Source organism: Acidocella sp. MX-AZ02 (assembly GCF_000306035.1).
Lineage (GTDB): Bacteria > Pseudomonadota > Alphaproteobacteria > Acetobacterales > Acetobacteraceae > Acidocella > Acidocella facilis.
The window spans coordinates 475,930-487,183 of record NZ_JH976207.1 but is presented as its reverse complement, the minus strand read 5'-3'; the positions used below and the strand labels follow the sequence as shown (position 1 = coordinate 487,183).

Below are 11,254 nucleotides of genomic sequence, written 5' to 3'. Positions count from 1 at the left end.
GAATGCCTGCGCCGCCTGAACGCTCGCCGCCCCTGCCACGGATTGCGCCGCCGCCGCCGCCACGCTGGCCGCGCCAGCGACCGAGGACGCCGCCCCTGCGGTGGAGAATGCCTGCGCCGCCTGAACGCTCGCCGTGGCAGCCGCGGACTGCGCCGCTGCAGCAACCACACTCGCGCCGCCGGCCACGGAAAGGGTTGAGCCCAGAGCAGCGGCAGCCAACGACGCCTGCTGGGCGGCTGTCTGCGCATACGCTCCAGCCTGAACGGCGGCGTTCTGCGCGTTGCCGGCGGCCGCAACTGCAGCGGCGCCTACCGATGCCGTCGCTGCCGCTGCGGAGGAAACACTTTGTTGCGCAGCGGCGGCCTGGGCGGCGGCGGCCTGGGCCGCCTGCGCCGCCGCCGTGACCTGCTGCTTGCCGGTGTAGATAATTTGCACATCAGGCATCGAGCGCACCCCGTTCAATGGTGATTGCCGACATATCGAAGGTTTCTTGCGTCCCGTCCGGCCAGATGATCTGCAGGCCGGAAATCAGCTGCGGCGGCCCGGCCGGCGTCGGCTGAAGGGTCGAGGTGACGGAGCCGGGGATCGCCAGTTCAATGGTGCCATCGGTCGGGGCTGGGATAGAGATGTAGGCCGGATTATCGGTCATCTGGCATTTCACCAGCACCTCACCGGCAAGCGACGAAATGCCGAACGCCGCCTGCGCGCCAGTCAGATCCACCGGATTTCCGAGCGCGTCGGTGAGCGTCCAATAACGCTGGTAGGTGTCGCCGCGGATCAGGGCGTAAATGCCGTCGAGCATGGCCGCATTTGGCCGGGCGACGGCGCCCTGTTCCTCCCGGGGGCTACCCAGTCGGCGCGTCGGTTTGGCTGCCGCCGCGCGTCACGCCGGTATGCACATGCTCTTTCAGGCTGATGCTATCGGCGATGACATCGGCACCGTTGAGAGTGACCGCGCCCTGGGTGATGATGAGGGAGGTGGTGCCAACCTGCAGCGTGATGCTGCCCCCCGCCGGGACCGAGATCACCTTCTTGCTGGCTGTGCGGTCATAGCTCTCAATGCCGCCGTCTTTGTATTTCACCACCCGCTGGCCGGCCGTGGCCGCTGGCGCCGGCATCGTCATCTGGAAGATGCCGACAAGCGCCACGCCCTGGGCCGGGTCGCCGAACGGGCTGAATACCACGGCCTGCTCGCCTTGGTCGGGCGCCCAAATTTCGGCATCGCCGCCGGCGCGCGCGCTGATCCAGGGGATGGCTGGCGTCAACCACGTGCCGTCGCTCACCACACAGCGCGGAGCTGTCGGGTCGCTCAGGTCTACCGATTGGATGGTGCCGAAGCGGATCATCTGCGCCATGCGGCGCGCAAGGTCGGCGAGAGCAAAGCTCATTTCGGCGTCTCGTTCCCGCCTGGCGGCAGGACCTGGTGGAACGCATCAAGCGGGGCGTTCACGCCGTTTTCGGAATAGGCCAGGAAGATCGCCTCGGCGTTCGGATCGCTGCAATCGTAGACGCTGCACCCGAAATGCCCGACCTGCTGCCACTCAACCTTCCAGACCAGATATTGATCAAGCTCGGGAGAAAACGCATCCTGATATGCACCCACCACCTGGGCGGCGAGGATCGCCTGGCCAAATTTATTCAGGTGCACAAAGCTGGCGACCGCCGCAGCCAGAGCGCGCACCTGGCGCCCAGCTTTTTCGTCCGAGGCCGGCACAATCACCCGCGCCACCATTCGCAGATTAAGCGCCTGCTGGCCGGTCCCAGGATCTTGGTCGTTTGCCTGCTCAAGCTCCTCGAGCTCGACAAAGAGCGCCGGCGTAGCGCGGGGCTTGCGGTCCTGGGGGTAATCCTCGACCGTCTTGAAGATCGCGAACTCCTGCTTCAGGGCATCGAGCACCGCATCATGGTAGGCGTCGAGGTCTACAGCGCCGTTTTGGTTCGCCATCTCAGCTCATGTTCAAAGAGTTGGAAAAATTTTGTTTCGAAATCTACGCCTTCAAAAAGCTTGTCTTCGATCCAACGCTCCGCGTCATCCGCGATGTCCAAGACCTGCTTTTCAATAGGAAGCCGCGCCTTTCCCTTCCTCAAAAACACTCTTTGCCGACCGGTTTTATCTCGAGCAAGAAAAGCATGCGCGATGAAGTGTTTTCCGACTCGAACACCCTGAGCCGTTTGTTTTGGTGTTCCAAGCTGTTCCATGGATAGCGGGTTTAGGCCATACCATAACTTTATTTCGGGCGCAGACCTGCTCCGAGACAGGCGAAAAGTTGAGAGGCGGCGACGAATAACTTTCTGCTGCACGTCCAGCTCGTGCGAGAGGCCTTTTACCGACGCGGCTTTGAGATACAGGGCCATCCGCCGCAGCGCGCTGGCGAGCGCAGCTTCGACTTGCGGGAGCGTGGCATTTACATCCAGCGCCATGGCGTCGATTTGCTGAGTGTCAAACTCAATGTTTAAGCTACCGCTAGCCCCGCCTGCGGAATTCATAGTTCCGGATCCGTTGGCGACAAGCGCACCGTGGCCATGCCGGTGCCGTCATCGATCGGCGGGCTGGCCACCATATAGGTCACTTCGTTGACCAAGACGGTATCGAAGCGGTTCACCTGCTCGACATCGCAGGCCTTGCAGATGAAGCGGGGATTGCTGATGTCAGCATCGAATTCGCCGGTCTGCGCGTTGAATGTCGCATCCTCAAAGATGCCATTCACCGTTACGCCGCCGCCAAGCTTATACGAAAACACCGCGACAAAAGCGAAGCCGCCCTCGTCGTCGGTGTCAAGGAACTCATCCAGATCCTCCCAAGACGGCGCCGGCATTAGGCGCCCTGGATGTCGGCCACAGCCTCGACCGAATAGGTCACGCCCGGCGTGGTGCCGGCCAGCGTGTTTACCGCCCGGACGTATTTATGCAGCACATCGAAGCTGCCATAGATCGTCTGCAGCGACGGGCCGGAATTGGTCACGTTGGCGAAAACCAGACCTGTATCGGTCCAAGTGGTGCCATCCAGGCTATGCTGCAGCTTCACGCTGGAGGTGTTGTCCGCCCCGGTACAGGCACTGGAATTCAGGATAAAATGGCCGTTGCCGGAGAACTTCGAAAGATCGACCTGCGGGCCGTCATCGGTCGCGGTGATCGCGGCAGCCGCACGGACGGCGGCGAAATGGAAAGGTTTCATTTTCCGGTATCCTTCTTTTTCGGTTCCGCCGTCTCGGCCGTAACGCGCGCGGCGCGGCCGCTATCGGTCAGCTGCTTCGCATCGCGCGCAGGAAGCGTGACATCCATGCCGGGCTCGATCATCTTGCCGCCGGCCATAAACCCGCGCACCGCTTTAACCGTGGTCTGTGTGCTCATGTCCGCTCGCTTGCGTTGGGGCGGCGCAAGGCCGCCCCGGTTGCGGTCTGGGTTACGCCACCGGCGCGGCGTTGGCATTGGCATAGGTGAACGCCTCCTTGTGGCGGATATTCATGTCCACATCCTGGAAGAAGATGATGCGGGTGCCGCCGGAGGTGCTCAGCGCGTAGGGATCGACCATCATGTCGAGGCCCGACCACATCGCCATGATGAAGCTCGACCAGACACCGAAGAAGGTATCGCCTTCGGTTAGCTGATTGGTAACATCGGTCTGGTAGCCGTTAATGGTGTTGCCCGGCTCCCAGACGGTGCCGCCCTGCGCGATGGCGGCGGTCGGGAATTTCAGCGTGGTCTTGGCCGCGCCGCGCGCCCGGGCGCTGACCACATAGGACATGGAGCCGATATCGGCGTTCGCCGCGGCGATATCCGTTTCCATCTGCACGTACTCGGCATAGCTCGGATACTCGGCGGCCAGCTTCACAGCATGGATACCGGTCTGGTTGATCAGCCCGGTCGGCTGACCATCGGTGCCGGTGGCGTAGAGCACGGCGCTGTCCAGCGCGAGGCCCATGACGCGCAGGAGGTCATTGCGCACCAGCTGCTCCGCGTCCGGGGTGGACTGCAGCATCAGGCGCCGGGTGATGTCGGTATAGGCCGCCAGCGTCTTCGGGCTGAAGGTGATCTGATCCAGGCCCGGCTCGGACTCGGTCGGCGAGCCGCCCTCACCCACCCAATAGGCCTGCCCGGCGCTGTTCTGGCGCGGGATGTCGACGTTACCCACCAGGCCACCCATCATGGTGATCCGCTTCAGCGCCCAGGTGCGGTTGCGCAGCAGCTCAATGAACTGGTCGGCCAGCAGATTGGTGGCGATGGCATTCGCGCCCGGGCCGCCGGTCGGCGTGGTGGTGGAGAACGCGCGGTTCATCACGTCCGCCGGGATCATCAGCCCCCGGCTCTCCTTGCCGGCCTTCTGCGCCGCCGCGCGGGAACATTCGTATTCGAACGCGGCGTCTTTCTGCATCGCCGTGTTCGTCGGATTGGCCAGGGCGCGCACCGCGCGCATCAGGGAGAAACTCCGCGCTTCCTGATTGGTGAGACCGATCTCGGCATCCTTCACCTGCTCGGCCATCGGCTTCTTGGCGCGCTCGGCGGCAAACTGGCCGAGCAGCTCGCGGCGCATATCTTCGGCCGTCTTGCCTTCGCTGATGAAGCGCAGGGCCAGATCGTTCGCGCCGTAGGCATTGCCCATTTCGGTCAGCTCACGCATCCGTGCGCGCTCGGCTTCCACACCGCGCGCCTGGGCTGCGGTGCTGGCGTTGCCGGCCGGCTCGATGATTTCGATGACGCTTACGATCGCGCCGTTTTCGTCCACATGGGCGCGGACAAAGTTTCCGGAAGCATCCCGGAGGTGTTTTTCGGTCATGGTCTTTTGCACCGCTCCAATGGGTTGGTTTGCAGCGTCACCGTGCCCAGGGCCGCGCTGCGCCGCCTCCCGGGGGGCTGGCGCGCCTCGGCCTACACCGACGCTATCGTCGGCGGGTACCGAGACGAACGAGATCTCGTAGGGCTGCCAGTCGGTGACGAGGTAGACATCCTCGCCATTACGCTCCTCGGTCAGCTTCATTCCGTTGACCAGATACCCGACGCTCACCTTTGTGATGATGCGGTCAAAGGCATCCTGCAGCAGCTGCTCGCCGGCGGGGGACTTGCTGATGCGCGCTACCGCCCGCCCCACCCGGTCGGCTGCGTCGATCCGCGGAGCCTCGACCACGCCGCGCTGATCGGACCAATCATGGCACCAAAGAATGGGCGCGCCGTTCGCCAGGCGCGAAAGGTCGGCGGCGCCAGGATCATGCGACAGCTTCTCGATGCCGAACCAACGCTCTACATCGGCCGCCTCGCTCGAAAACGACAGCTGAATGGTCCGGGCATCGAGGTCGACCGCGCCAACATCCGCCATGCGCTTCAGGCCGCCTTTCTCACGAATCTCGTGCAGGCGGGTTGCGATTTTGTCGATCATGCCGGCTCTGGCTCCTTGGCGACCGACTCGTCGCCCTTGAAGGTGGATGGTTCGGGTGCCGGCAGCAGGCCCATCATCACCATGATGAATTGCTCTGGGATGCCGGCGGCTTTCATCAGCTCGATGTCCTCGGCGATCTCCTCATAAACGCGGTTCGGCTCCTTGCCGCTCTCACGGATCACGTTGGATGGGCTGTTCAGCCCGGCGCGAATTTCCGTCACCTTGCCGGTCGCGTCGGATTTCGGATCGATCCAGGGCCAGCGGCGCCCCTGGAAATGAGCGTCGAGGTAATCGTTCAGCCGGTGCGCCGCCAAGGGCTTGCCGCCATTCGTAACCACCAGGCCCCGCAATAGCGCCTGAGCCAGCCACTCACGGAAAACGGGCCGGATCAGCGTTTCAATCAACCAGGCCTGAAGCTCTTTCCAATTATCCCGCTCATCCTGCTTGCCGTCGCGGATCGAGGAAAAATTCACGCCCTCGAGATCATTGGCCAAACTGTTGTAAGAAACGCCCCAGCCGGTGGCGGCGCCGCGCACCATCGCCTTCGTGAAGACAGCAAATTCGCCGCTGGGATATTGCGGGTCGAACTTGTCGAGCTCGGCCCCCTCCGGGAGCTCGTGGAAGCTGAGCGACTCAGCCTCGATGCTGCCGGCAACATCCGCATCATCATCAAGCTCTGGGCCGGTGCCCTCGCGGTATTTGATGAAGCCCATCTTCGTCGCGGAGGCCCGGGCATTCTGGACTGCCGCGTCCTCGAAACCCTGCAGGTGGTGCATCCGAAACAGGCCGGTGGAGGTCCAGGGAATGCCCCGCCGCTGCCCGGCCATCTCCGTCACGAAGCCATGGATGATCTCGTCGGCAGGCACGCGGATAAAGCCCTGGCCGGCGAAATTGTAGAAATAGTCATCCCACTCATCGACGCTGGAAAAGTGGTAGGCGATCGGCTTGCCAAAGCGGCTGAACTCGATGCCCTGTCGTACAAAATTTCCGTTTTCGCCCCAGCGGGTCTGCTCGTATTTGATCGGCAGGCGCTGGGGATCGATAACCTGAAGCGCAAACCCGAACTTTCCGCCGTTATCGCCACGAATCTTGCGGAAGATGAATTCGCCATCGCGCACAGCGTGCTCGATGGCCAGGCCTTGCAGGTGGCGCCAAGACAGCTTGCCGGTCACATCGCAGTTTCCCGGCTCCGACCACTCGGCATGCGCCGCCTCGATGGCTTTTACCGCCTGGCTGTCCGCTTTGCCGTTTTTCTTCACCACACGGCTGTGTAGCTTGACGCCGTGCTCGCCGACGATGTTCTGCCGGCAGCGCCGGACATAGCCGCGCACATAGTCATTGTTCGACCACTGCTCGCGCGACCGCGCGACAAGGATCTGCTGACGCGTCGAGATAAACACATCCGGCGAAACCGGGATTGCCGGCCAGCGGTCATTTTCCTTGACCTGGGAGGCCTTGAACATGCCGGCGGCGGCGCTAAGCCAGAACCCCCTACGGCGCTGACCGCGTCCCGGTGCAGGCGCATAATCGGCGGCCGGCGCGGCTGGCACTGCTGGAGCGCCGCGCTTGAGGAAAGGCATCCGCATCAGCCGAACCTCACATTTACGGCCCGGCCGAAGCCTCGACGGCCACTCTTCTTCGCCCGCTCGCGCGACACCTGTACGGCATAATATGCCCGCAGGGCGATCAGGTCCTTGATCGGCGTCCGAACCAGCTCACGATTGTTGATCCGGTAGCGCTCCTGGTCGCGCGTGGCACGCTTGGCGAGGATGGCGTCAATGGCGTCGAGCGCGATTTCGGCCTCAGACCGGCCATCATACGTCGCCTCGATTGCCTGGAGGTTCGGCAGGATCTGCATCTCGCCGTTACCCACCTCAACCACCGTGCCGCCATTGGTCACGCGCACGCTGAACCAATACCGCCCGGCCACCCAGGCAGCGGTGGCCTCGCTGGTCTCGGAAATCAGCCAGCTGTTGTCGGGCTGCGGCGTGCCGGCGATGTCGATCGGCTGCGGGCCGCGCAGCGCCACGCTGAGCGCCCAGGCCGAGGACGGGTAATCACGCAAAAGCACGACATCGGACACCGTCGTGCCGGCCGTCATATCCGCCAGGTTCACCCGCTTGCCGTCACCGTCGCACCAGCCGCCCATCCATCACCGCCGCTTTCCTGGCCCCCCGCTGCGCGGTCGCCATTTTCGATGGCCAGAGTGTTGACGTTGGGGGCTTTCCACCTCCCGGGGGGCGGGCTGATCCTGCCGGGATGCAAGCGGCGGTGCCGGCACATCTTCGGCTTCGACAGCTGCCTGTGGCGGGCGATCTGCGGCATCCTTGGCCAGGCGCTGCGCAAGCCGGAGGAGGTTGGGGTTCATGATTTTCAGCGCCGCCAGCGCGTAAACGCGGCAATCCAGCGCCTCGTTGCGCGCCTTGTCCGGCTTGCGCCACTCGCGGACCGGGAAGCCTTTCACATACCGCGTGACCAGCTTCTCGCTGGTGAGCTGGCGGAAATACTCCTCGTCTCGGCCGTCCGGGAAATGGCAATAGCCGGGCCCGGGGCGCGGCACGTTCAGCCGGCGCATCACAACCAGCTTGGCCTCGTCGACGCCTACTGTGAACAGGTCGACTTTGCGCGCGCGCTTGCCGCTTTGCCGACGGCTGGGCGCCCCGACAATCGGGCTTCCCCAGCTGCCGCCGCCCTTGATGGCAAACAAGCGGCGCCCGGTCCGGCCTTTGGCATAGTCGTAGGCGGCCTGGCTCATGCCGCCGGTGCCACCGGTATCGAGGCATGCCGCCGCGATGGGCAGCACAGCGCCGCTCTCATGCTCATAAGTCGAGGCGAGCAGATCATCGAGATCATCCCAGACATCGACCTGCAGAGGATCGCCCCACAGCACATGATAATCCACGCTCCACGACTCTTCGCCCACGCCCCACGCGACGATCTCGACCTCGAGGCGGTCCTGCTGCATGTCGATGCCGGCGGTGAGATAGACGCCACCCATAGGCACCCGCGCCAGCCAGACGCGGCGGCGGCTGATCAGCCCGGTGGCGTCGGCCTGCTCGCCCTGCTCCTCCCAGGTTTCCGAAAGCGACACGTTGACGAAGGTTTGCAGGTCATCCGTGGCTAGCTTGTCGAGGTATGACTGCACGATGTCCCGCAAGCGCCGGAACGTGCTGTAAAGCTCGTTGATGTGATAGCTGGCATGGCCCTTGAACGGCTTCTCCGCCTTCCAGCCGGCGCCCGCGGCCTCGGCGTTTCGGATCGCCGCGATCCGCTGCCCGTCATCCCACGACGCCGGGCATACCGCGCAGGAGATACGCGCCGTCTCCGGCAAATGCTCGATCCCATCCGCCTTGTCGAGCTCGGCGTCATCGATGCCGGTCGAGCGCCGCCCGCTCCAGGTGACCCGCGACCATGCAAGCACCTGGTGCTCGCCGCATGCCGGACAGCAAACATGGAAGCGCCGCTTGTCGCCCGCCTCGAAGGCGGCATCGATATAGCTGGCGCCCTTGATGGTCGGGGTGCTGATCTCGACCAGGAAGCGCTGGTCGCCGAAGGTCGCGGCGCGCTGCCAGAGCAGGCCGACCGGGTGGCCCTCCTCGGTCACCTCGTAGCCATCGACCTCATCGCACACGATCACCGGCGCCGACCGGCCGCGCATCGTTTTGGTCGACCCCGACCAGGCGAACATCATGAAGCCGCCCGGATATGACTTCATGTTTCGGTTGTTCACGCCCTTCCGGCCGCGCGGCTTAGCGATGAGGTTCCGGATGGAGGCATTCGCCTCGACCAGCGGATTGAATTTTGTCTCCAGCCAGGTTGCCAAATCGCCCTGGCTCGGTTGCATCATCATCTGGCTGCGGGGCGCCTGGGCGATGCAAAACGCCTGCTGGCAGAGCGCCATCGTGGTCTTGCCGACCTGGGCGCCCCACTTCAGGCTGATCCGGTAGCAATCCGGGTCCATAAGCATATCGAGTGGCTCGCGCTGGTACGGCGCGTTGGCCATGCGCAGCGGGCCCGGCACGGCATTCCCCTCGGGGATGCGCACATTGTTTTCGGCCCATACGGATGGAGGCAGGTCGGGGGGCGGCAGGAGGTGGATCGAGGAGCGCCTGGCGGAGATAGCCACCTGAGCGTCGTTGGCGAATAGAGATTCGATATCCGCCGGGAAGACGGATGCGCTCATCCAGCCGGCGCGGGCTGCTCTTCTTCCTCTTCGCCCTCCTCGCCAGCCGCCAGATCGGTATTGGCCAGTGCCTCGAGCGTCTGCCGGACCTCGGTGAGCAGGACGGCCTTGAATTTGCGCTCGTCGGTCTCGCCGATCAGCAGGGGCGTGACCCGGCCGGGCAGGTTGAGGAAGCCGGCGCGCACCGCAGCGAAAGCCCGGCTCATCGTCGTTTCCATCTGCTCGATCGGCGCCACCAGTTCCTTGGCCTTGGCCAATTGAAGCTCGGCCAGCTGCGTTTCGGCCTCAAGCTTGCGGCGCTCGAGTTCATCCTTGGTGGCTTTGGCTTTTCCTGCTGCCTGCTCCGCAGCGCGGTCGGTCTGCCAGCGTACGACATCGGCCGTGGAGAAGATCCATTCCCGGCCCCGGGCACCGCGCTGGATTACCGGGCAGCCGTTGCGCACCATCGTGTCGATGGTGGGCAGACTGACGCCGAGGAAGTCGGCGAGAACAACCCGGTTTACACGCTGGCCGGCGCCGGTATATGCCACGGGAAAGCCCTCACTTTACTTCGAAAACGACGACAAACCGCAGAAATCAGCGGTTTTTCAGCACGGCCTGAAACATAAAACCGGATTTCAAAAACCACCCTCACATCAAAAAAAGCGGGTTTCCCCGCCCCGCTCTTGGCCACCCTCCGGAAGGACCCATTTTCCCACGGGACTGATAGACATTGCTGCATTTGTACGTCGCGGCACCGCTGCTTTCATGTGATTTTTGGCTGATTTCTGCGGGTTTCTGAGCATCGCGCGGCGGCGTTCACGGCGCTATGACGGCTTGATGCAGCGACAGCACACGCCGCATCCAGCCCAACCCGAACACGCCCCATGTGGGCAAGCCGGATAGATAGATCGCACGATAGCAAAGCGCATCTGTCGCCAACCGCACCGCATCGCCCTTCACCAGTGCAGCCATGGTTTTCGTACCGAACACCCCATCCACATAGATGGCAGCAGCCTGCTGTAGATATATCGTCGATCGTCTTACGCCACTGTTCACAGCGGCATCGAAAGCGACACGCGCAAGAGGCAGAGGCAGATCATCACCGTGAATGCCCGGCCAATAATCGGCGCGATAGATGCGCTCGGCATCTGCTGCTGTAAGGTTTTTAATGTCCAGATTGGGATAGGAAGCCGCACTGATACCGTATTTCGTGCCGCGCAGAATGCCGGCGCCGACCGCGCCTCCCGTCCAGTTGCCGTCATCGCTGGGGTCGGCGGTGTAGCCACCCTCGACGCCGACCGTGAAGGCAAAACAGGTGGAAAAATTGTCGGTCATGATGGGATCAGCCCATGTGAAAAAAGAAATGAGGAGCGAGCGCGATAAGGCCGGTCAGGCTTCCAACCATCGCCGCCAGCGCCATGATTTTCGTCCAGGTCAATTCAACCTGAAAATGTTGATTGGCGACGGACGCGCCTGCCTCACGGTCCCAGCGCGCTTGCAGCTTGTCTCTTGCGGCGCGGCCGCCTTCTTCGCGGTCCATGTAGGCGAGGACGCGCTTCATGTCGCCCTTCAACTCCTTGACGTCATCCTTGACCTCTTCGATGTCGTCCGTGAGGGCTTCGACCTTTCCCGACAACGCGCCAATTTCCCTATCGTATTCAGTCATGTCGATTTGCCGCGCAGCCCCCTGCTTAAAAACAGGCGGGGCCTAAGCCCCG

Annotated in this window: 15 protein-coding genes; all 15 read right to left on the bottom strand. The window is 63.3% G+C overall.

What is annotated here, in order from left to right:
• A partial coding sequence (locus tag MXAZACID_RS19095) for a hypothetical protein (RefSeq protein WP_008492463.1) occupies nucleotides 1-444 on the bottom strand: 444 nt, incomplete at its 3' end.
• The gene (locus tag MXAZACID_RS02440; protein WP_008492462.1) at nucleotides 437-802 is read right to left on the bottom strand and encodes a hypothetical protein; all 366 of its coding nucleotides are present in this window, start codon (nucleotides 800-802) and stop codon (nucleotides 437-439) included. The genes MXAZACID_RS19095 and MXAZACID_RS02440, both read right to left, overlap by 8 nt.
• 43 nt (nucleotides 803-845) lie before the next feature.
• The gene (locus MXAZACID_RS02435; RefSeq protein ID WP_008492461.1) at nucleotides 846-1,388 is read right to left on the bottom strand and encodes a phage baseplate assembly protein V; all 543 of its coding nucleotides are present in this window, start codon (nucleotides 1,386-1,388) and stop codon (nucleotides 846-848) included.
• A complete protein-coding gene (locus tag MXAZACID_RS02430) occupies nucleotides 1,385-1,945 on the bottom strand; it encodes a hypothetical protein (RefSeq protein WP_008492459.1) in 561 nt (186 codons plus the stop codon). Before MXAZACID_RS02430 ends, MXAZACID_RS02435 begins: the two co-directional genes overlap by 4 nt.
• On the bottom strand, nucleotides 1,921-2,487 hold the full coding sequence (locus tag MXAZACID_RS02425) for a prophage LambdaW5, minor tail protein Z-like protein (protein WP_008492458.1): 567 nt from the start codon (nucleotides 2,485-2,487) through the stop codon (nucleotides 1,921-1,923). The genes MXAZACID_RS02430 and MXAZACID_RS02425 overlap by 25 nt, the downstream gene beginning before the upstream one ends.
• On the bottom strand, nucleotides 2,484-2,816 hold the full coding sequence (locus tag MXAZACID_RS02420) for a hypothetical protein (RefSeq protein ID WP_008492457.1): 333 nt from the start codon (nucleotides 2,814-2,816) through the stop codon (nucleotides 2,484-2,486). The genes MXAZACID_RS02425 and MXAZACID_RS02420 overlap by 4 nt, the downstream gene beginning before the upstream one ends.
• Entirely contained in the window at nucleotides 2,816-3,175 is a 360-nt protein-coding gene (locus MXAZACID_RS02415) for a hypothetical protein (protein ID WP_008492456.1), read from the bottom strand. The genes MXAZACID_RS02420 and MXAZACID_RS02415 overlap by 1 nt, the downstream gene beginning before the upstream one ends.
• On the bottom strand, nucleotides 3,172-3,351 hold the full coding sequence (locus MXAZACID_RS02410) for a hypothetical protein (protein ID WP_039884666.1): 180 nt from the start codon (nucleotides 3,349-3,351) through the stop codon (nucleotides 3,172-3,174). The genes MXAZACID_RS02415 and MXAZACID_RS02410 overlap by 4 nt, the downstream gene beginning before the upstream one ends.
• 52 nt (nucleotides 3,352-3,403) lie before the next feature.
• Nucleotides 3,404-5,371: a phage major capsid protein gene (locus tag MXAZACID_RS02405; protein ID WP_008492455.1), complete on the bottom strand. Its 1,968-nt coding sequence runs from the start codon at nucleotides 5,369-5,371 to the stop codon at nucleotides 3,404-3,406.
• Nucleotides 5,368-6,834, bottom strand: coding sequence for a phage portal protein (locus MXAZACID_RS02400; RefSeq protein WP_008492454.1), 1,467 nt, complete (start codon nucleotides 6,832-6,834; stop codon nucleotides 5,368-5,370). Before MXAZACID_RS02400 ends, MXAZACID_RS02405 begins: the two co-directional genes overlap by 4 nt.
• Nucleotides 6,835-6,956: 122 nt before the next feature.
• Nucleotides 6,957-7,520 (bottom strand): hypothetical protein, encoded by a 564-nt coding sequence (locus tag MXAZACID_RS02395; RefSeq protein WP_008492452.1) that lies wholly within the window; start codon nucleotides 7,518-7,520, stop codon nucleotides 6,957-6,959.
• 3 nt (nucleotides 7,521-7,523) lie between these two features.
• Complete coding sequence (locus MXAZACID_RS02390; protein WP_008492451.1) at nucleotides 7,524-9,554, bottom strand: phage terminase large subunit family protein; 2,031 nt, start codon at nucleotides 9,552-9,554, stop codon at nucleotides 7,524-7,526.
• The gene (locus tag MXAZACID_RS02385; protein ID WP_008492450.1) at nucleotides 9,551-10,084 is read right to left on the bottom strand and encodes a terminase small subunit; all 534 of its coding nucleotides are present in this window, start codon (nucleotides 10,082-10,084) and stop codon (nucleotides 9,551-9,553) included. Before MXAZACID_RS02385 ends, MXAZACID_RS02390 begins: the two co-directional genes overlap by 4 nt.
• Nucleotides 10,085-10,352: 268 nt before the next feature.
• On the bottom strand, nucleotides 10,353-10,871 hold the full coding sequence (locus tag MXAZACID_RS02380) for a glycoside hydrolase family 108 protein (protein WP_008492449.1): 519 nt from the start codon (nucleotides 10,869-10,871) through the stop codon (nucleotides 10,353-10,355).
• 7 nt (nucleotides 10,872-10,878) lie between these two features.
• Entirely contained in the window at nucleotides 10,879-11,202 is a 324-nt protein-coding gene (locus MXAZACID_RS02375; protein ID WP_008492448.1) for a hypothetical protein, read from the bottom strand.
• Between the last annotated feature and the right edge of the window lie 52 nt (nucleotides 11,203-11,254).